Source organism: Nocardiopsis sp. CA-288880, from assembly GCF_050955985.1.
Classification (GTDB): Bacteria; Actinomycetota; Actinomycetes; order Streptosporangiales; family Streptosporangiaceae; genus Nocardiopsis; species Nocardiopsis tropica.
This window is the reverse complement of record NZ_CP192105.1, coordinates 7,218,688-7,239,584: the sequence shown is the minus strand read 5'-3', so window position 1 is coordinate 7,239,584 and position 20,897 is coordinate 7,218,688. Positions and strand designations below refer to the sequence as shown.

Below are 20,897 nucleotides of genomic sequence, written 5' to 3'. Positions count from 1 at the left end.
CCATGACCCACTTCATCAACCTGACCCTCAACGGGTTGGCGACCGGGGCGGCCTACGCGGCACTGGCGCTGTCCCTCGTGATCATCTACCAGGCCACGCGCCTGGTGAACTTCGCCCAGCCCGCGCTCGCCCTGGTCGCGGTCTACACCGCCTACACCGTCACCGGGATCACCGGCTCCTACTGGCTCGGGTTCGCGGCCGCGCTGACGGCCGGGCTGGTCGCCGGGGCGGCGGTCGAACGGTTCGTCATCAGGCCCATCGCCCGCGTCTCCCAGCTCAACGCCATCATCGTCACCCTCGGACTCCTCCTGGTCGTCCAGGGCCTGGTGGGCATGGTCTGGGGCAACGAGCAGCACGGGTTCCGGTACGCGTTCAGCTACGTGGGCCGCTTCGCCCCGTCCAGCGTGTTCGCCCTCGTGTCCGTCGGCGCCGTCGCCCTCCTGCTGTTCGCCCTCTACCGGTTCACCCCGCTCGGCCTGCGCATGCGGGCCGCCGCCTTCCACCCGGAGGCCGCCCGGCTCAGCGGCGTGCGGGTCGGCCTGATGCTCACCGCGGGGTGGGCCATCGCCTCCTGCATCGGGGCCCTCGCGGGCATGCTCGCCGGACCCCCGTTCATCTCCCCGAACGTGTTCGACGCCGTGTTCGTCTACGGCATCACCGCCGCCGTCATCGGCGGCCTGGACAACCCGTTCGGCGCCGTCGTCGGCGGGCTGCTCATCGGCCTCGGCATGTCCTACGTGTCCGGGTACGCCGGCCCCGAGCTGGCCACCCTCACGGCCCTCGCCATCGTCGTCGTCGTCCTGAGCGTGCGTCCCGACGGCATCCTGTCCCGTCCGACCGCGCGGAAGGTGTAGCCATGTCCTCGCCCATCGGAAAGAGCGCGGAACGCGCCACCGGCCCCGGCGCCCACGCCGCGGGAAGCCCCGACACGCCCCGCGGCCGGAGTCGGCGGACACTGCCCTCGCCGCTGCGCCACCTCCTGTTCGCGGCGCTCGGCCTCGCCGCGGTGACGGGCCTGCTGTTCGTCACCGGGGACCTCACCGCGCTGCGCCTGGCCGCCGTCGGCTACACCCTGCTCGCCGTCGCGGGCCTGCAGCTGCTCGTCGGGGGCAGCGGCCAGGTGTCGCTCGGCCACGGGGCGTTCATGATGATCGGCGCCTACACGATGACGCTGCTCGTTCTCCACCAGCCGATGCTGCCCATCGCCGCGAACCTGCTGATCATCGTCGCGGTGTCGGCGGTCGCGGGCGTCGCGGTCGGCGCGGCCACCGCCCGCCTCCACGGCCCCTACCTCGCCGGGGCCACCCTGATCCTGGCGGTCGGGCTGCCCGGACTGACCCACCGCTACCACGAGTTCCTCGGCGGCAGCAACGGGCTCAACATCCGCACCGCCGGGGCGCCCCCGTTCCTCCAGGGGGTCTTCACCGACAGCGAGTGGAAGGCGCTCGTGGTGTGGACCACCGTCGTCATCGGCCTCGCCGTGCTCGCCACCGTCTCCTCCGGCCGCCTGGGCCGCCGCATGCGCTCCCTGCGCGACGACGAGACGGCCGCCGCCATGGCGGGCGTCCCCGTCGGGAAGACCAAGGTGGTCGCGTTCGTCATCGCCTCCGCCGCGGGGGGCCTCGGCGGCGGGCTGCAGGCCTACGTGCTCGGCACCGCCACCCCCAGCAGCTTCACCCTCGTGCTGTCCCTGACCCTGCTCGCCGCCCTGGTGTTCGGCGGCATCGGCAGCCTGTGGGGCGCGCTCTGGGCGGCGGTCACCGTCGTCTACCTCCAGATCTGGGCCACCGACCTGGCCCGCTCCCTCGAACTCAGCAGGAACGTCGAGAACAACCTCCCGGTCGTGTTCTTCGGGATCGTCCTCATCCTCGTCCTGCGCTTCTGGCCCCTGGGGCTCCACGGCGCGCTCACGCGCCTGGGCGCCCGGCTGCGGCCCTCCACGACCCGCTGATCCCTCCACCCCCCACCGAAGGAGAACCACCATGCGAAGAGGAACACCGGGTGTACTCGCCGCCGCCCTCGCGCTGACGGTCATGGCGACCGCCTGCACGGGCGCGGGCGAGGTCGCCGACGGCGGCGAGGCCGACCTGGACGTGTCGACCGGCGTCACCGACGACAGCATCGTCCTCGGCTCCCACCAGCCCCTGACCGGACCCGCCGCCCCCGGGTACCTGGCGGTCTCCCAGGGAGCGAGAGCCGTGTTCGACTACGTCAACGCCCAGGGCGGCATCCACGGGCGCCAGATCGACTACCGGGTGGAGGACGACGCCTACGACCCGGCGCAGACCATCGACGTCACCCGCCAGCTGGTCCTGGAGGACGAGATCTTCGCGATGGTGGGCGGGCTGGGCACGCCCACGCACGGCGGCGTCATCGACTACCTCAACGACGAGGGCGTCCCCGACATCTTCCCGTCGTCCGGCGCCCTGGCCTGGAACAACACCGAGGAGCACCCGCTCACGTACGGCTGGCAGACCGACTACACGAAGGAGGCGAAGATCCAGGGCCAGTACATCAGCGAGAACTTCTCCGGCCAGAACGTCGGCTACCTGTACCAGAACGACGACATCGGGGAGGACTCCCAGGCGGGCCTGGACCAGTACCTCGTCGACGAGGTCGTCGCCCGCGAGCACTACGAGTCCGAGGTGTCCGACCTCAGCGCCCAGGTCGCCGAGTTCGAGCGCACCGAGGCCGAGGTGGTCGTCTGCTCCTGCATCCCGGCGTTCGTCGCCCTCGCCATGCTGGAGGCGGCGAGCATCGGCTACGAGCCGCAGTGGGTCGTCTCCAGCATCGGAGGGGACACCGCGACCCTCCAGGGCCTGCTCGCCGAGTTCACCCAGGACACGGACGCCGAGGACGTCCCGGCCGACGCGTTCCTGGACGGCGCCCTCGTCACCAGCTACATGCCGCGCGTCGAGGACCAGGAGGACGAGTGGGCCCAGTTCTTCCTGGAGGTCTACGGGGAGTACGGCGAGGGCGAGACCGTCACCAACACCCACGTGTTCGGCATGACCCAGGCCGTCATGGTGGCCCAGGTCCTCAGGTCGGCCGGCCAGGACCTCACCCGCCAGTCGCTCGTCGACGCGATGGAGGCCCAGGAGTGGCAGGGGCCGGGCCTCCTGCCCTTCTCCTCCAGCGGCGGCGACCACGGCGGACACCAGGGCGTGTACGTCGTCCAGTACCGGGCAGGGGGCACCATCGAGATGGTCCAGGGCCCCCGCGTGACCGACCGTGAGGGCGGCGACATCGAGGAGACCGACTTCGAGCGGCTGCCCCCGGAGGAGCTGGACTTCCACGACTGACCGGGGCCGGACCGGTAGGACGGGGCGGCGGCCCGGAGGGAATCCCTCCGGGCCGCCGCCTGCGTGCTCTCCGCCGTCCGGGCCGCGGGGCCCGGCCCGGGTCAGGACCCGTGCGGGCAGGAGTCCCGGTAGTCGGAGAAGTCCGTGCCGAACCCGGTGTCGGGCGCCGGGCACAGGAACTGCTCGTACCGCTCGTCCTCGTCCACGAACCGCTTCAGCCAGGAGATGCTGTACTTCGCGATCGCGGTGTTGGACGTGTTGGGCGCGAAGTGGGAGGCGCCCCGCAGCTCCAGGTAGGCCCTGTCCAGGTTGCCGGGCAGGCTCTCGTAGAACGGGATGGAGTGGGTCCGCACCGAAGCGACGCTGTCGTTCTCGGCGCCGATGACCAGCGTCGGGACCTCCATGTCGGACCAGCTCTTCTGGGTGTGCCAGGGCGTCAGCGGGATCGCCGCACGCAGTTCGGGCCGGTCGTCGGCGACCGCGAGCGTGCCGCCGCCGCCCATGGAGTGGCCCATCACCGCCAGGCGGTCGCCGTCCACGCGGTCGGCCACGTCGCTGTCCTCGACCAGGTAGTCCAGGGCCGCGTCCAGCTGGCGGCCCCGGCTGTCGGGCTGGTCGTAGCGGGTCGTGGTGTCGATCGTGAACACCACGAACCCCTGGGAGGCGATCCGGTGCCCGTACCAGGACATCGAGGACTGCCCGGCGGTGTAGCCCGGGGCGATGACCACGCCGCCGAACGTGCCCTCGCTGGTGTCGGTCGGGTAGTAGATCGTGCCGCCGCCGAAACCGCTCACCAGGGAGGACACGGTGTCGGTGTCGGTGTCGAAGTGGCCCCGGACGGCGGTGACGCTCTGCTCGGTGGGGTCCGGGCCGCGCTCGTACTCGCTGGCGGCCTGGGCGGGGGAGGCGAGACCGCCGGAGAGGCCCGCGACCAGGGCGAGGGCCATCGCCGACCGGGCGGCGAACCGGGCCGTCCGGGAGCGCGGACGGCCGGAGTCCTCCCGGAGTTCGGGGGAGGGGGGATTCATTGTCAGCACGTCGTTTTCCTTTTCTCGTACAGCGGGAATCCGTGGGTCCTGGGGTGGACGCGGACCGGAGAACCATCAGGAAAGGAGATGTGCTCGGACGGGGGTCCGGGCAGCTCACACCGTGCCCTTTGCGAATCCCGATAAGGGGGTCGGGAAATCGAATGGGACCTGGTTCCGGGGAAATGTTTCTCCGTTAATTCACTATGAAGTCGATGGTGTGAACGTGCATCCGTTGGATCACCAGTGCCGGGATAGGGGCAGGTCGGGCTGGGCGGTACCCGGTTCCGGGACGCGCACGGCCGCCGCCGGGGGCGGTTCCCGGTGTTTTGCACGACCGTGTCCCGGGCAGGGCGGTGGGCACCGAGAACCAACGAGGATCGGGGAGTGAGGACAGTGCCTGGTGCGAAGGAACTCCCGGCGACCCTGAAGCGGTCGCCGAAGAAGGCCCAGGACACCTGGATCAAGGCGCACGACTCCGCGGTGGAGGAGTACGGCGAGGGGGAGCGCGCCCACCGGGTGGCGATCGCGGCGCTCAAGCACAAGTTCGAGAAGCAGGGCGACCACTGGGTGCCCAAGCAGCGGTCGGGACCCTCCGACGCACAGGCCGCCAACCCGAAGGCCGGGCGCAACAGGGGCGGCAAGGACCTGCCCACCGCTGGCGGGGTGGACGCCAACGCCACGAAGGACCACCTCTACGGCCGGGCCAAGGAGCTGGGCATCCAGGGCCGCTCGTCCATGACCAAGCCCCAGCTCGTCGAGGCGCTCCGCAAGGAGAGCAACAGGCGGACCTCGGGCTCCGGGAAGAGCGGGTCCTCGAAGTCCCGCCGCTCCTCCTGACACACCGCACCACCCGCACCGCGGGCGGGCGGCCGTGCGCGCCGCGCGCCCGCGGGCCACACCTGGAGGCGAGATGGCCCAGAACGTCGCCGACCACCTGCTGCGCCGCCTGTCCGACTGGGGCGTCACCGAGATCTTCGGTTATCCCGGTGACGGCATCAACGGACTCGTGGCGGAGATGGGGCGCACGGAGGGGGCGCCGCGGTTCGTCCAGAGCCGGCACGAGGAGATGTCCGCCTTCGAGGCGGTGGGCTACGCCAAGTTCGGCGGCAGGTTCGGGGTCTGCCTGGCGACCGGGGGACCGGGGGCGGTCCACCTGCTCAACGGGCTCTACGACGCCAAGCTCGACCACGTGCCCGTCGTGGCGATCGTGGGGCAGACGGCGCGCAGCGCGATCGGCGGCAGCTACCAGCAGGAGGTGGACCTCCACAGCCTGTTCAAGGACGTCGCCGGGGCCTACGTCCAGACGGTGACGGTGCCCGAGCAGCTGCCCAACGTGCTGGACCGCGCGATCCGCACCGCGCTCGCGGAGAGGGCCCCCACGGCCGTCATCGTCCCCGCCGACGTGCAGGAGGCGGACTACTCCCCGCCCGGTCACGAGTTCAAGGAAGTGCCCTCCAGCCGGCCCGACCCGGACGCCGGGCTGGGCACGGTGCTGCCGCCCGAGTCCGAGATGGACCGCGCGGCCGAGGTCATCGAGGCCGGTGAGCGCGTGGCCCTCCTGGTGGGCCAGGGCGCCCGCGGCGCCGTCGACGAGGTCCTGCACCTGGCGGACCTCACCGGGGCGGGGATCGCCAAGGCCCTCCTGGGCAAGGACGTGCTGGACGACACGCTGCCCTTCGTCACGGGGTCCATCGGGCTCCTGGGCACCCGGCCGTCGTGGGAGCTGATGCGCGACTGCGACACCCTGGTCATCATCGGGTCCAACCTGCCCTACACCCAGTTCCTGCCGCCCTTCGGGCGGCGCGCGGTCCAGATCGACATCGATCCGAAGTTCATCGGCATGCGCTACCCGACCGAGGTCAACCTGGTGGGCGACGCCGCCGCCACCCTGCGCGCGCTGAGCGACCGGCTCTCCCCCGACGCCGGGCGCGACCGCGCGCGGAGCCGGTGGCGGGAGACCGTGGAGGACAACGTCGCCCGGTGGTGGCGTGTCCTGGACGGCCAGGCGCGGCTGGAGGCAGACCCGGTCAACCCGATGCTGGTCTTCCACGAACTCTCCCCGCTGCTGCCCGACAACGCCGTGGTGACCGCGGACTCCGGGTCCGCGACCAACTGGTACGCGCGCTTCGTCCGCCTGCGGCACGGTATGCGCGGCTCCCTCTCGGGGACGCTCGCCACCATGGGCTGCGCGGTGCCCTACGCGATCGGGGCCAAGTTCGCCGCCCCGGACCGGCCCGCCGTCGCCCTGGTCGGGGACGGGGCCATGCAGATGAACGGGCTCATGGAACTGCTCACCGCACGCCGGTACCAGCACCTGTGGGAGGACCCCCGCCTGGTGGTCTGCGTGCTCCACAACAACGACCTCAACCAGGTCACCTGGGAGCTGCGGGCCATGGGGGGATCGCCCAGGACGCCCTTCTCCCAGGACCTGCCGGACATGTCCTACGCGGACTTCGCCGAGTCCGTCGGGATGACCGGTATCAGCGTCGACCGGCCGGACCAGGTGGCGCCGGCCTGGCGCCGGGCGCTCGCCGCCGACGGTCCGGTGCTGATCGACGTCCGCTGCGACGGCAACGTCCCGCCCATCCCGCCCGAGGTGGAGTGGGACCAGCTCGTCGACACCGCGAGGGCCCTCGTGTCGGGTGACCCGGACGCGGCGGACGTCGTGCGCCGGGGGCTCGCCGCCAAGGCGCGGGAGTTCCTGCCGGGCCGCGGCTGAACGGGGGCCGCGGCGCGGCCGGGCCGGGGGCCCGGCGCACGGAAGGGGGCGGGGACCGCACGGTCCCCGCCCCCGCGTCCGTCGGGCCCGGGCTCAGCCCGCCTGGATCTCCCCTCCCGTGGGCGCCAGGGTCTCGCCCGAGTAGTACGACGACAGGCGGTCGCTGGCGAAGAACACGTACGACGGGGCGATCTCGTCGGGTTCGGCGGCCCGCCCCATCGGCGCCTGCTCACCGAACCCCTCGGCGCCCTTCTTCCCGAGCGTGGCGGGGATGAGCGGCGTCCAGACGGGGCCGGGAGCGACGCAGTTCACCCGGATGCCGCGGTCGCGGAGCACCTGCGAGAGCGACAGCGACAGGTTCATCACCGCGGACTTGCTCGCCGCGTAGTCGATGAGCGAGTCGTTGCCGCGCAGACCGTTGATCGACCCGGTGATGATGATCGAACCGCCGTCGGGGATGTGCTCCAGCGCCTCGCGGACGGTCCAGAACACCCCCATCACGTTGACGTCGAACGTGCGGCGCAGCTGCTCCGTGGTCAGGTCGGTGAACTGCTCGACCGGCGACTGGGTGGCGGCGTGCTCCACGAGGACGTCGATCCCGCCGAGCTCCTCGACCGCGCGGCCGACCAGGTGGGAGCAGAACGACTCGTCGGCCAGGTCGCCGCGGATCCCCACGGCCTTGCGGCCCTGTTCCTGGACCAGGCCCACGGTGTGCTGGGCTTCGGCGTCCTCACTGAGGTAGCCGAAGACGACGTCGGCCCCCTCCTTGGCGAACGCCACGGCCACGGCACGGCCGATCCCGGAGTCGCCTCCCGTGATCAGGGCGCGCTTGCCCTCCAGCAGACCGCGCCCCTCGTAGTCCCTCATCTCGTCCCTGGGCTGCGGGTCCATCGGCTCGGTACGCCCCGGGTACGGCTGGCTCTGCGCGGGAGGTGGGGTCTCGGACATGGGCTTCTCCTCTCTCTGGCGCCTCGCGTGGGGCTCCCCCTACCCGGCTCCGCGCCCCTCCAACGCGCAACCCGGGCCCCGGTCCGGGCCCCCGCGGACACGTCCGCACGGGACGGTGAACTCCCCTCCAAAAGCGGGGCAACCATGTTTGGAGGTGGAGCGGCTCGGTCACCGTGAGTGGAGAAACCCCTTATGTCAGCACCTGAGGTCTCACCAACGGAGGACTTCCATGGACGACGCACGCACCGAGAAGGACCGTCAGCTCGATTCGGTGAGGACCGATTCCGCGCAACCGCTGACCACGGAGACCGGCGTGCGGGTGGGCGACACGGACAACTCGCTCAGGGCCGGCGCACGCGGCCCCACGCTCCTGGAGGACTTCCACGCCCGCGAGAAGATCACCCACTTCGACCACGAGCGCATCCCCGAACGCGTCGTCCACGCGCGCGGGGCTGGGGCCTACGGCCGCTTCCAGCCCTACGAGGGGCTCTCCGACCTCACCGCGGCCCACTTCCTGAGCGGCCCGGAGGTGACCACACCGGTCTTCGTGCGCTTCTCCACGGTCGCCGGGTCGCGGGGCTCGGCCGACACGGTGCGGGACGTGCGCGGGTTCGCCGTGAAGTTCTACACCGAGCAGGGGAACTACGACCTCGTCGGCAACAACATGCCGGTCTTCTTCATCCAGGACGGCATCAAGTTCCCCGACTTCGTCCACGCGGTCAAGCCCGAACCCCACAACGAGATCCCGCAGGCGCAGTCCGCGCACGACACCCTGTGGGACTTCGTCGGCCTGCAGCCCGAGACCACCCACATGATGATGTGGCTGATGTCGGACCGGGCGATCCCGCGCAGCTACCGGACCATGCAGGGGTTCGGCGTGCACACCTTCCGGTTCGTCAGCGCCGAGGGGAAGGGCACCTTCGTCAAGTTCCACTGGAAGCCGCTGCTCGGCACGCACTCCCTCGTCTGGGACGAGGCGCAGCGCATCCAGGGCAAGGACCCCGACTTCAACCGGCGCGACCTGTGGGAGGCCATCGAGCGCGGCCAGTACCCCGAGTGGGAGCTGGGCGTGCAGCTCGTGGCGGAGGAGGACGAGCACGCCTTCGACTTCGACCTGCTGGACGCCACCAAGATCATCCCGGAGGAGGAGGTGCCGGTCCGGCCCATCGGGAAGATGGTCCTGGACCGCAACCCGGACAACTTCTTCGCCGAGACCGAGCAGGTCGCCTTCCACACGGCCAACGTGGTGCCGGGGATCGACTTCACCAACGACCCGCTGCTCCAGGCCCGCAACTTCTCCTACCTCGACACCCAGCTGCTGCGCCTGGGCGGCTCCAACTTCCAGCAGATCCCCGTCAACCGGCCGGTGGCGCCGGTGAGCAACAACCAGCGCGACGGCTTCGCGCAGCACCGGGTGCACCGGGGGCAGACCTCCTACTACCCGAACTCGCTGGGGGGCGGCTGCCCCGCGCTGGCCGACGAGGGCGTCTACCGCCACTACGCCGAGAAGGTCGAGGGCGGGAAGATCCAGGTGCGGAGCGAGAGCTTCGCCGACCACTACTCCCAGGCGACGCTGTTCTACAACAGCCTCGCCGACTGGGAGCGCGAGCACCTGGTCGCGGGGTTCCGCTTCGAGCTGGGCAAGTGCGAGGAGCTCGCGGTGCGCCAGCGCGTGGTCGCCAACCTCAACCACGTCGACCACGAGCTGTCGGCCCGTGTGGCCGAGGGGATCGGGGTGGAGCCCCCCGAGACGGAGGGGACGCCCAACCACGGCCGCTCCTCACCGGCCGTCAGCATGGCCAACACCGCCTTCGGCTCGCTGACGGGCCGCCAGATCGCGGTACTCGTCGCCGACGGCGTGGACGCCGCCGCCGTCCACGCGTTCCGGGACGGCCTCGTCTCCGAGGGCGCCGTGGTGGAGCTCCTCGCCGCGACGGACGGCGCGGTGCGCGCCGGCGCCGGGGACCCCGTCACCGTGGACCGCGCCTACACGACCGTGTCCTCGGTCCTGTACGACGCGGTCGTGGTGCCGGGCGGGCCCTCCTCCGCCGAGTCCCTGGCGCAGGACGGCGTGGCCGTCCACTTCGTCCTGGAGGCGTACAAGCACCACAAGGCGGTGGCGGCGGTGGGCGAGGGCACGCGTCTCCTCGCGTCCCTGCCGGTCCCGGACGGGACCTTCGCACCCGCCGGGGGCACGCGCACCGAGCTGGGGGTCGTCGTGTCGGAGGCGGCGGGCGACGACTGCGTCGCGGAGTTCGCGCGGCTGGTCGGGGGACACCGGGTCTGGGACCGGCCGACCGCGACGGTGCCGGCCTGACGAGGGGAGGGACGACGACACCATGAAGGTGGGCTTCAAGCTGTTCGCCGAGGGCTTCGGCCCCCGCGAGATCGTGGAGCAGGCGGTCCGCGCGGAACAGGCCGGTTTCGACTTCGTCGAGGTCAGCGACCACTTCCACCCGTGGCTGTACAGCCACGGCCACTCGGGTTTCGTGTGGTCGATGCTGGCCGCCATCGCCGAGCGGACCGAGACCATCGGCCTGGCCACCGGGGTCACCTGCCCGATCCTGCGGGTGCACCCGGCGATCGTCGCGCAGGCCGCCGCCACCACCGCCCTGCTGTCCGGGGGGCGGTTCAGCCTCGGGCTGGGCTCGGGGGAGCGCCTCAACGAGCACGTCGTCGGCCGGGGCTGGCCCAACGTCGCCACGCGCCACCGGATGCTGCGCGAGGCGATCGACATCATCCGCCTGCTCTGGTCCGGCGGCTACCACTCCTACGAGGGGAAGCACCTGGTCCTGGAGGACGCCCGCGTGTTCGACCTCCCCGACGAGCCGCCGCCGATCATCGTGGCGGCCGGGGGCGGGCAGGCCGCCCTGCTCGCCTCGGAGCTCGGCGACGGGCTGTTCTGCACCGAGCCGGACAAGGCGCTCACCCGGGCGTACGGCGAGAGCGGCGGCGTCGGCCCGCGCTACGGCGAGGTGCCGCTGTCCTGGGCCGCCGACGAGGGCGAGGCGCTGGACTCGGCGCGCGAGGTCTTCCGCTTCGGCCTGCTGGGGTGGAAGGTGCAGGCCGAGCTGCCCAACCCGGTGAACTTCGAGGCGGCCACCGCCCTGATCGACCGGGAGGCGATGCGCGACGCGTTCGGCTACGGGCCGGACCCGGAGCGCCACCTGGAGGCCGTGCGCCAGTTCACCGAGGCCGGTTTCGACCACCTGTGCCTGGTCAACGCGGGGCCGGACACGGAGGGGTTCTTCACCTTCTTCGAGGAGGAGCTGGCCGGGCCGATCCGGCGGATGGGCGGTCGGTCCGGCCCGGCGGCGTGAGCCGCGCGGCCGGGATCCGGCGGCCCCGGGGGTGCGGGCCTCCCCGGGGCCGCCGCCGTGCGTCCCGCGTCGGCCCGCTCCGGGGGCGGGGCCGACGCCCCGCGCCCGGAAGGCGCCCGGCCGCGCACGAGGGGCCGGAGGGCGCCGCGCCTACCCGCGCAGGCCCCGCCACCAGAGGAGGAGCCGGTCGAGCAGGTCGCCCTCCTGTCCGTCCTCCTCCCCGGCGGACGACCGCCGGCCGTCCCGGTGCTGGGACGCCGCCTCGTCCCCGGCGGCCGGATCCGGGGCGGAGGGCTCGCCCGGGACGAAGACGACGGGCAGCTCGCGCAGTCCGCGCAGGAACGGCGAGGGCGTCCAGCGCAACTCCTCGGGGTCGACCGCCAGGCGCATGCCCGTCAGCCTCTCGTGCAGGATGGTGACGGCCGTCGCCGCGATCATCTTGGCCATCTCGCGCGCCGGGCAGGCGTGCGCCCCCGCGCCGAACATCAGGTGCGCGCGGCTGCCGCTCGCCACCCCCGTGCCGTCGTCCTCGCCCCGCCGTACCGCGGGGTCGCGGTGGGCGGCGTCGAACCCGATCAGCAGGGCGTCGCCCGCCCGGACCTCGGCGTTGCCGATGCGCATGTCCTGGAGGGCGAAGCGGGCGGGGAGGATCTGGAAGGGCGTGTCCGTCCACATGACGTGGTCCAGCAGTTCCTGGACCGGCAGCCTGGCATCGGTGTACGCCCCGCGGATGCGGTCCTCCGTGAGCAGTGTGCGCAGCGTGTTGCCGATGAGGTGCGTCGTGGGCTGGTGGCTGGCGTTGTTGATGAGGGCCGCCTGGTGGGCGACCTCGTGCCCGCTCAGACCCGAGGGGTGCTCCAGGATCCACGACACCAGGTCCGGTCCGGGGTGCTCGCGCTTGCGGTCGACCAGTCCGGAGAAGTACTGGTGGACGCGGCCGATGGCGTCCTCGCCCCGCTTGGCGTCCTCGTCGAAGATGAGGGCGGTGAGGTCGCCGAGCATGTGCCCGTAGCTGTCGGAGAGCCCGTACAGCCGGTTGATCACCAGCACGGGCAGCGGGTTGGCGTACTGGGCGACGAGATCGGCTCTGCCCTCGGCCACGAAGGCGTCGATCAGCTCCTCGCAGAGCTGCCGGACCATGCGCGAGGTGGCGGCCATGTCCACCCTGGCCAGGGCTTCCACGACGGCTCCGCGGAGCCGCGTGTGCTCGGCCCCGTCGGCGTAGAGGACGTTGGGGCGCCAGGACAGGGCGGGCCGGGCCGAGGCGAGGTCGACGCGGCCCTCGGCCACCTCGCGCCACCGGCGGGTGTCCCGGGAGAACATGTGCGGATTCTGGAGGACGGTGAGGTTCTCGTGGTAGCCGAGGAGGAGCCAGGCCCGTACCCCGGTCTCCAGTTCGACGGGTGCGACGGGGCCGTGCCGTTCGCGCAGCGCGGCCCAGAGCGCGTCGCGCCCGGTGTCGGGCGTGGTTCCGTACAGGCGGGTGATATCGGCCGGGCACCCCCGGGGGGGCATGGAGCCGGGGGCTCCGGGCGGGGCGGTTTCGTCGCCGGGTCGGGTGGTCGTCATCGGGGTCGCGGTACCCGGGGGTCACGGGAGCCGCTTCCCTCCCTTCGAGGAGACGTTGCGTTTCTTTGGTGTCGGGGGAGGGGGAGCGGGGACGGTCTCGGCCGCAGGCGGGAAGGGCGGGCCGTGGCCGGGTTCCGGGACCGCATTCCCCGGAGGATTGGCGACCGGGGGCTGAGATCCTGGTCGTGGCATTCTAGGAGGGTAATAGATCTGTTTTCAACACCCTCGGAAAAATGCGCGGATCAGGACTTTCGGCACCAGGATAAAACGGCCAGAGAGAACAAATGTATTTTATATGCCGTTAATGCGTTTTCGGTGGCACACGGGGGGTTTGTGGCCGTGGGCGGGCCGGTCCGCGGCCCCATCCTTCCACGGGGCCCGGACAGTTCCGGGCGCCCGCCGGGGTACCCGGGAAAGGTCGTCCGAGGGGCTGTCGGAACACCCCGATTTGTCACTGTCGTTCCGTAGTGTTCTCCATGTGAGCGATCGATGGAGTACCGACGACGTATGGGCTCTGGCTCCGGACCCCTCCTCCCAGAAGGCCGCGATCAAGGTGGCCAAGGGCGGGTCCTGGCCGGAGCGCGGAGTGGTCGCCGCCCCCTCCGGCGGCGCCTCCGCCGTGTGGGGCGAGTGCAAGGGCAGCGGTTCCAAGCCCTACCTCGCCGCCGTCCACCTGGACGGCGACGGCGGCCCCGCCTTCAAGTGCAGCTGTCCCAGCCGCAAGATCCCCTGCAAGCACGTCCTGGCCCTGCTCGCGCTGTGGGCCCAGGACGACGTGGCGGTCCGGGCCGAGAAACCCGAATGGGTGGGCTCCTGGCTCAACGGCCGCGCGGCCCGCCGGGCCCGGGCCGAGAACGGGGCCCCCGCGGCGCCCGCCGACCCCGCCAAGGCGGCGCAGACCCTCCAGAAGCGGGAGGAGGCCGTCGGAGCAGGACTGGAGGAACTCCGGACCTGGCTGTACGACCAGGTCGACGCGGGCCTGGCCGAGGTGCCCAAGCAGGGCTACGACCACTGGGACCGCATGGCCAGGCGCCTCACGGACGCCAAGGCGCGCGGAGCCTCCACCCTCGTCTCCCAGCTGCCCTCCGCCGCCAGGGGGGACCACTGGCCCGAGCGCGTGCTCGAACAGCTCGGCCTGCTCCACCTGCTGGTCGTCGGCCACCGGGCCGGGGACGCCCTCGGGGAGCGCACCCGCGGGGCGGTCCGCGCCCGGGTCGGGATCACCACCCGCGCCGAGGACGTCCTCGCGGGCGGCGAGCGGGTCCGCGACACGTGGCGGGTCCTGGGATGGCGCGACGTCGCCACCCCCGAGAACGACATGCGCGCACGCCGGGTGTGGCTGCGGGGAGCCGAGACCGGGCGCACCGCCCTGTCCCTGACCTTCGGCCGCGCCGGGGAGGCGCCCGCCACCGCCTTCCGGGTCGGCACCGAGGTCGCCGCCGAGTTCGCGTTCTACCCCGACGGCCACCGCGTCGTCCCCCTGGGCGACGGTGACACCGGCCCGGCGCCGGAACCCGGGGGCGGCACCGTCGCCGAGGCCCTCGACGCCTTCGCCGCGGTCCTGGCCGAGGACCCCTGGCAGGACGCCTGGCCGGTCGTGCTCGACCGGGCCGCCCCCGCCCTCCCGACCGGTGGCGGCGACCGGTGGCACCTCGCCGACCCGACCGGCGCAGCCCTCCCCCTCGCCTCCCCCGACCCCTGGCGCCTCCTCGCGGTCACCGGCGGCCATCCGGCCACCGTCGCCGCCGAGTGGTCGCCCTCCCACGGGCTCACACCCCTCACCGTGTGGGACCGGAACGGAAAGGCGGTCTCCCTGTGACCGGCACGACCGAACCCCTCGACCCCCTGGCCCCCCTCACCGCCGTCGACTCCTGGGACCGCCTGGTCTCCGCGGCGCTCGTGGGCACCTCCCGCCGGGCCGTGCCCGACACCCCCGACCTGCCCTCCACCCCCGCCGCCGAGGGCGCCGAGACCCTCCTGGACAGGGCCGCCCTGGCCGCCGTCCGCCGCGCCGCCGGGTACACCCCCGCCGAGGCGGCGCCCGTCGCGCCCGACGCCCCCGACGAACGCCCCGAGGTGGGACAGGCCGCCACCCGCCGGCTGGAGGGCATCTTCGCCGGACGCCTCCCCCTCCTGCCCGAGTGGCTCGAACTCGCCGCCGCCCGCGGGAGGCGGGCCGCCCACTCCAGCGTCCCCGCCCTCCTCGACCAGGGGGCGCGCGACAGCCGGCTGCGCCCCGCGCTCGCGGCGGCCGTCGGCGGACGCGGCCACTGGCTGGCCCGGTTCAACCCCGGTTGGGCGTACATGCTGGGCGAGTCCGTCCCGGGCGACCGGTTCGACCTGCACGAGTGGGAGCAGGGGAGCCCCGCCCGGAGGCGACGCGCCCTCGCCGCCCTGCGGGCCACCGACCCCGACGCGGCCCGCGAACTCCTCCGGGGCGTCTGGCCCGACCTGGCCAAGGCCGAGCTCCGCCGCCGGCTCCTGGAGGCACTCGCGACCGGGCTGGGCCCCGCCGACGAGGATTTCCTCGAACACGCCCTGGACGACCGGGGCGCCAACGTGCGCGGCCTCGCCCTGTCACTCCTCACCCGGCTGCCCGACAGCGCCCACGCGCACCGCCTGCGCGGCCACGTCCGCGAGCACGCGTCGGCGGACGGGAACGGCGGGCTGCGGGTGGAGACCGTCCACACCCGGCGCGACGACATCCACCGCGACCTCGCGCTCGCGGCGCCCCAGAAGCAGCCCGAGAGCAAGAACGAGCGGTTCGAACGCCTGTGGGCGCTCGTCACCCACGCCCCGCTGGACGTGTGGCCCGACCTGCTCGGCACCGGCCCCGCCGGGGTCCTGGACGCCGCCACCGACTCCGGCGACGCCGACCTGCGCGACGCCTTCGTCAACGCGGTCGTCGTCCAGGAGGACACCGCGTGGGCGCGGACCGTCCTGGACGCGGCCGGCCCCCGTGTCTCCCGCCGCTCCGACGCCCACGCCCGCAGGGCGTTCCAGCTGGAGAAGCTCCTGGACCTGCTGCCGGTCGAGGAGCGCTGCGCTCACGTGCAGGGCGTCCTCGGCACCGGGGTGGGGCTGGATCGCTGGGGCGAGATGCTGCGCGCGACCCGCGGTCCCTGGACCGCGGCCCTGTCCGAGCAGACCGTCCGGCGCCTGCACCAGCCCGGGCGCGGACGCGACTCCTTCGGCTACCGGGAGGTCTGCGAGGCCGCGGCCGAGCACATGCCCCCCGAACACCTCGCCGGCCTGAGCACCGAACCCCCGTTCGACGACACCGCGGACGCCTACCTCCGGCTTCGGGACACCCTCCGATTCCGGCTCGACATGCACAAGGAGCTCTAGTTGACCACCTCCGCCATCAGCACCGACGCGGCCCAGGCCATCCGCCCGCACGCCGAGCAGACCTACGCCGCCGAACTGGAGGCGCTGGCCAAGGCCGACGACCGCCGGCGCCCCCCGGGCTGGCGCCTGTCCCCGTGGGCGGTCACCCAGTACCTGCTGGGCGCCACCCTGGACGACGGCACCGAGATCACCCCCAAGTACATCGGGGCCCGCCGGGTCGTCGAGGTCGCCGTCGCCACCCTGGCCACCGACCGCGCGCTGCTCCTCCTCGGCGTCCCCGGAACCGCCAAGACGTGGCTGTCCGAGCACCTGGCCGCCGCCGTCTCCGGCGACTCCACGCTCCTGGTCCAGGGCACCGCCGGGACCTCCGAGGAGGCCGTCCGCTACGGCTGGAACTACGCGCGGCTCCTCGCGGAGGGGCCCTCCGAGGCCGCCCTCGTGCCCAGCCCCGTGATGACCGCGATGGCGCGCGGCTCCATCGGGCGCATCGAGGAGCTCACCCGCATGCCCTCCGACGTCCAGGACGGCCTCATCACCGTGCTGTCCGAGAAGGCCCTGCCGGTCGCCGAACTCGGCATGGAGGTGCAGGCCCGGCGCGGGTTCAACATCATCGCCACCGCCAACGACCGCGACCGCGGCGTCAACGACCTGTCGAGCGCGCTGCGCCGCCGGTTCAACACGGTGGTGCTGCCCGTCCCGGACAGCGCGGAGGACGAGATCCGCATCGTGACCCAGCGCGTGGAGCAGCTGGGACGCGCGCTGGAGCTGCCCGAGGTCCCCACCAGCCTCACCGAGATCCAGCGGGTCGTCACGGTCTTCCGCGAACTGCGCTCCGGGGTCACCGAGGACAACGGCACCAAGGTCAAGTCGCCCAGCGGCACCCTGAGCACGGCCGAGGCCATCTCGGTGATCACCAACGGCATCGCCCTGGCCGCGCACTTCGGCGACGGGCGGCTGCGCGCCGCCGACGTCGCCGCGGGCATCCAGGGCGCCGTCGTCCAGGACCGCGTGTCCGACGGCGTGGTGTGGCGCGAGTACCTGGAGACCGTCGCGCGCGGCCGCGACGGCTGGGGCGAGTTCTACCGCGCGTGCCGTGAGGTGGGCGCCTGATGGGCCGACCCCGACTGGACACGAGCGGGCTGCACGTCCTCGGCGTGCGGCACCACGGCCCGGGTTCGGCCCGGGCCGTCCGGGCGGCCCTGGAGGAGATCAAGCCGGACGCCGTGCTGATCGAGGGGCCGCCGGAGGCGGACGCGCTCACCGCCCTCGTCGGTGAGCTGGAGCCGCCGGTGGCGCTGCTGGCCTACGTGGCCGACACCCCCGCGGGGGGCAGGAAGGCCCCGGCCGGGGGCGACGGGGAGGAGGGGGCCGCGGTCGAGGACCGCCGGTCGAGGGACGGGTGGGCGTTCTGGCCGTTCGCGAGCTTCTCCCCCGAGTGGGAGGCCCTGCGCTACGCGGTGGCCAACGACGTCCCGGTGCGCTTCTGCGACCTGCCCGCCGCGCACACCCTCGCCGAGCGGACGGCCGGGGCGGAGGAGCACGGCGCCGGGACGGACGCGGAGGCCGGCGCCGGGGAGCAGGGTGAGGGCGCCGACGGCGCCGGGGTCGAGGAGGCCGTCGGCGAGCCCGAGCGGGTCCGCCTGGACCCGCTCGGCGTCCTCGCCGAGGCCGCGGGCTACGACGACGCCGAACGCTGGTGGGACGACGTCGTCGAGCAGCGCGGCGACGGGGAGCCCTCCCCGTTCCCCGCGATCGCCGACGCCATGGCCGCCGTCCGCGCGGAGTCGGGCCCCGAGGAGCCGCGCAACGCCCGCCGTGAGGCGTACATGCGCCAGACCCTGCGCGCCACCCTCAAACAGGGCCACGAGCGCGTCGCCGTGGTCTGCGGCGCCTGGCACGCCCCCGCCCTGCGCGACCTGGCCGACTACCCGGTCAAGGACGACGCCGCCCTGCTCAAGGGCCTGCCCAAGGCCAAGGTCACCGCGACCTGGGTGCCGTGGACCCACGGCCGACTGGCCTCGGACAGCGGCTACGGCGCGGGCGTGTCCGCGCCCGGCTGGTACCACCACCTGTTCACCGTCGCGGACCGGCCGGTGCACCGCTGGCTCACCGACGCCGCCCGCATGCTGCGCGACGAGGGGCAGGGCGTGTCGTCCTCGCACGTCATCGAGGGCGTGCGCCTCGCCGAGAGCCTCGCCGTGCTGCGGGGCAGACCCCTCGCCGGACTCGACGAGGTGTCCGAGGCGCTCACCGCCGTCCTGTGCGAGGGCGAGCCCACCCGGGCCGCCCTCGTCCACCGGCGGATGGCGATCGGCGAGCGGATGGGCGCGGTGCCCCCGTCCACGCCCATGGTCCCGCTCCAGCGGGACCTGGTCGCCGCCCAGAAGCGGCTGCGGCTCAAGCCGGAGCCCTTCGACCGCGACCTCGACCTCGACCTGCGCAAGGACAACGAGCGCCGGCGCGGCGTGCTGATGCACCGGCTGCGGATGCTCGGCGTGGAATGGGGCGTTCCGCGCACGCCCGACGGCGGGCACAAGGGGACCTTCCGCGAGTCGTGGCGGCTGCGCTGGGAACCGGAGATGGACGTGGCGCTGATCGAGGCCAGCCGGTGGGGGACCACCGTGGCCTCGGCCGCCGCCGCCAGGGCGGTCGACCTCGCCGGGGAGGCGACGCTGCCGGAGCTGACCTCGCTCACCGAGCAGTGCCTGTTCGCGGAGCTGGGCGAGGCCCTGCCCCGGGTCCTGGCCCTGCTCACCGACCGGGCGGCCACCGACAGCGACGTCACCCACCTGATGGGCGCGCTGCCCCCGCTCGCCCGGTCGGCCCGCTACGGCGACGTGCGCGGGACCGAGAGCGGACACCTGCGCACCGTCGCCGAGCAGATCCTGCGCCGCGTCTGCGTCGGGCTGGCCCCCGCCGTGCACGGCCTGGACGACGACGCGGCGGAGCGGTTCGTCAGGCGGATCGACGAGACGCACACGGCGGCGACCCTGCTGGGCGGGGAGGGCGCCGCCGCCTGGACGGCGGCCCTCGTCGCCCTCGCGCGGCGGGACACCCTGCCCGGCCGGATCGCCGGCCGCGTCAACCGGATGCTGTCGGACGCCGGGCTGGTGGACGACGACGAGCTGCGCCGCCGCCTCGGGCTGGCGATGTCACCGGGCGAGGAGCCCGCGACGGCCGCCGCGTGGCTGGAGGGGTTCCTCCGGGGCAGCGGCCTGATCCTGGTGCACGACGACCACCTGCTGGGGCTGATCGACACCTGGCTGCTGGGCCTGCCCGAGGAGCGCTTCACCGTCGTGCTGCCGCTGCTGAGGCGCACCTTCGGGTCCTTCCAGGGGCCGGAGCGGCGGGAGATCGGGGCCGCCGCCGCCCGGATCGGCAGGGCGGCCCCGGCCGCCGGCCCCGCGGCGGTCCGCGCGGACGTGGACGTCGAACGCGCCGCCCCCGCCCTGGCCGCGGCCCTGGCCATCCTCACCACCGGAAGGAGCCACACGTGAGCGTCACGGATGAGCGGGAGCGCCGCTGGAGGCTGGTCCTCGGCCGCGAGGCGCAGTGCGCGGGCGGCCTGAGCGCCGCCGACCAGGGCATGGACGGTGCGCTGGAGGCGCTGTACAACCGGGGCGACGCGGACCGGGGGGCCGGGGACGGCCGGCGCAGCGCCGGCCTCGGCGGCTCGGCGCCCCGGGTCGCACGGTGGCTCGGCGACATCCGGGAGTACTTCCCGACCTCCGTCGTGCAGGTGATGCAGAAGGACGCCATGGACCGGCTGGGCCTGCACCAGCTGCTCCTGGAGCCGGAGATGATGGAGGCCGTCGAACCCGACGTGCACCTGGTGGGCACCCTGCTGTCCCTCAACCGGGTCATGCCCGACGAGGCGCGCGAGTCCGCCCGCGCCGTGGTGCGCCGGGTGGTGGACGACCTGGAGCGCCGGGTCGCGCAGAAGACCCGCTCCGTGGTGCAGGGGGCGATCGACCGGTCGGCGCGCACCCACCGGCCGCGCCGGGTGGCGGACATCGACTGGAACGCCACGATCCGCCGCAACCTCGCCAACTACCTGCCCGAGCACAACACGATCGTGCCGGAGACCCTGGTGGGGTACGGACGCCGCAGCCGGGGCGTGCAGAAGGACGTCGTCCTGGCGATCGACCAGAGCGGGTCGATGGCCTCCTCGGTGGTGTACGCGAGCGTGTTCGGCGCCGTCCTGGCGTCCATGAGCACCCTGCGCACGTCGCTGGTCGTGTTCGACACCGCCGTGGTCGACCTGACCGAACAGCTCACCGACCCGGTGGAGGTGCTCTTCGGCACGCAGCTCGGCGGCGGCACGCACATCAACAAGGCGATCGCGTACTGCCAGGGGCTCATCACCAAGCCCGCGGACTCGATCTTCGTGCTGATCAGCGACCTGTACGAGGGCGGTGTCCGAGCGGAGATGCTGAAGAGGGTGGCCGCCATGCAGGCCGCCGGGGTCCAGGTGGTGGTCCTCCTGGCCCTGTCGGACGAGGGCGCGCCGTTCTACGATCGCGAGAACGCGTCGGCGCTCGCGGAGATGGGCGTCCCCGCGTTCGCCTGCACGCCGGACGTGTTCCCGGAGCTGATGGCGGCCGCGATCCAGGGACAACCCCTCACGTCCTGGGTAGAGAAGCACCAGGACGCCTGATCCGGG

Annotated in this window: 15 protein-coding genes; 12 read left to right on the top strand and 3 right to left on the bottom strand. The window is 73.2% G+C overall.

The window, feature by feature from the left end; translation table 11 throughout:
• The first annotated feature begins 2 nt into the window (after nt 1-2).
• From ACQPYD_RS31260 to ACQPYD_RS31250, 3 genes are read left to right on the top strand one after another with little or no spacing between them, the layout of a single operon-like run.
• A complete protein-coding gene (locus tag ACQPYD_RS31260; protein ID WP_433698959.1) occupies nt 3-854 on the top strand; it encodes a branched-chain amino acid ABC transporter permease in 852 nt (283 codons plus the stop codon).
• Nucleotides 855-856: 2 nt separating this feature from the next.
• On the top strand, nt 857-1,951 hold the full coding sequence (locus ACQPYD_RS31255; protein WP_433698958.1) for a branched-chain amino acid ABC transporter permease: 1,095 nt from the start codon (nt 857-859) through the stop codon (nt 1,949-1,951).
• Nucleotides 1,952-1,982: 31 nt separating this feature from the next.
• Entirely contained in the window at nt 1,983-3,302 is a 1,320-nt protein-coding gene (locus ACQPYD_RS31250) for an ABC transporter substrate-binding protein (protein WP_433698957.1), read from the top strand.
• 101 nt (nt 3,303-3,403) lie between these two features.
• Here the strand turns inward: ACQPYD_RS31250 and ACQPYD_RS31245 are convergent, their stop codons facing one another.
• Nucleotides 3,404-4,330: an alpha/beta hydrolase family protein gene (locus ACQPYD_RS31245; RefSeq protein ID WP_433702186.1), complete on the bottom strand. Its 927-nt coding sequence runs from the start codon at nt 4,328-4,330 to the stop codon at nt 3,404-3,406.
• Nucleotides 4,331-4,723: 393 nt separating this feature from the next.
• Between ACQPYD_RS31245 and ACQPYD_RS31240 the strand changes: the two genes are divergently transcribed.
• Both ACQPYD_RS31240 and ACQPYD_RS31235 read left to right on the top strand, forming a co-directional pair.
• Nucleotides 4,724-5,167, top strand: coding sequence for a ChaB family protein (locus tag ACQPYD_RS31240; protein WP_267950563.1), 444 nt, complete (start codon nt 4,724-4,726; stop codon nt 5,165-5,167).
• Between the two features lie 73 nt (nt 5,168-5,240).
• Nucleotides 5,241-7,049: a thiamine pyrophosphate-requiring protein gene (locus tag ACQPYD_RS31235; RefSeq protein WP_433698956.1), complete on the top strand. Its 1,809-nt coding sequence runs from the start codon at nt 5,241-5,243 to the stop codon at nt 7,047-7,049.
• Between the two features lie 93 nt (nt 7,050-7,142).
• Here the strand turns inward: ACQPYD_RS31235 and ACQPYD_RS31230 are convergent, their stop codons facing one another.
• Entirely contained in the window at nt 7,143-7,997 is an 855-nt protein-coding gene (locus ACQPYD_RS31230; protein ID WP_433698955.1) for an SDR family oxidoreductase, read from the bottom strand.
• Between the two features lie 229 nt (nt 7,998-8,226).
• Between ACQPYD_RS31230 and ACQPYD_RS31225 the strand changes: the two genes are divergently transcribed.
• Together ACQPYD_RS31225 and ACQPYD_RS31220 are read left to right on the top strand one after the other, a co-directional pair.
• The gene (locus ACQPYD_RS31225; RefSeq protein ID WP_433698954.1) at nt 8,227-10,314 is read left to right on the top strand and encodes a catalase; all 2,088 of its coding nucleotides are present in this window, start codon (nt 8,227-8,229) and stop codon (nt 10,312-10,314) included.
• A gap of 22 nt (nt 10,315-10,336) precedes the next feature.
• On the top strand, nt 10,337-11,317 hold the full coding sequence (locus tag ACQPYD_RS31220; RefSeq protein WP_433698953.1) for a TIGR03557 family F420-dependent LLM class oxidoreductase: 981 nt from the start codon (nt 10,337-10,339) through the stop codon (nt 11,315-11,317).
• Between the two features lie 150 nt (nt 11,318-11,467).
• Here the strand turns inward: ACQPYD_RS31220 and ACQPYD_RS31215 are convergent, their stop codons facing one another.
• Complete coding sequence (locus ACQPYD_RS31215; protein ID WP_433698952.1) at nt 11,468-12,886, bottom strand: cytochrome P450; 1,419 nt, start codon at nt 12,884-12,886, stop codon at nt 11,468-11,470.
• A gap of 553 nt (nt 12,887-13,439) precedes the next feature.
• On the opposite strand from ACQPYD_RS31215, the gene ACQPYD_RS31210 reads away from it, so the two are divergent.
• The 5 genes from ACQPYD_RS31210 to ACQPYD_RS31190 are packed head-to-tail and all read left to right on the top strand — an operon-like array spanning nt 13,440 to nt 20,891.
• Entirely contained in the window at nt 13,440-14,705 is a 1,266-nt protein-coding gene (locus ACQPYD_RS31210; protein ID WP_433702185.1) for an SWIM zinc finger family protein, read from the top strand.
• Complete coding sequence (locus ACQPYD_RS31205) at nt 14,702-16,234, top strand: DUF5691 domain-containing protein (RefSeq protein WP_433698951.1); 1,533 nt, start codon at nt 14,702-14,704, stop codon at nt 16,232-16,234. The genes ACQPYD_RS31210 and ACQPYD_RS31205 overlap by 4 nt, the downstream gene beginning before the upstream one ends.
• A complete protein-coding gene (locus ACQPYD_RS31200; protein ID WP_433698950.1) occupies nt 16,235-17,344 on the top strand; it encodes an ATP-binding protein in 1,110 nt (369 codons plus the stop codon).
• Nucleotides 17,344-19,731, top strand: a complete 2,388-nt coding sequence (locus tag ACQPYD_RS31195; RefSeq protein ID WP_433698949.1) for a DUF5682 family protein — start codon at nt 17,344-17,346, stop codon at nt 19,729-19,731. The genes ACQPYD_RS31200 and ACQPYD_RS31195 overlap by 1 nt, the downstream gene beginning before the upstream one ends.
• Complete coding sequence (locus ACQPYD_RS31190) at nt 19,728-20,891, top strand: VWA domain-containing protein (RefSeq protein WP_267947118.1); 1,164 nt, start codon at nt 19,728-19,730, stop codon at nt 20,889-20,891. Before ACQPYD_RS31195 ends, ACQPYD_RS31190 begins: the two co-directional genes overlap by 4 nt.
• The last annotated feature ends 6 nt before the right edge of the window (nt 20,892-20,897 follow it).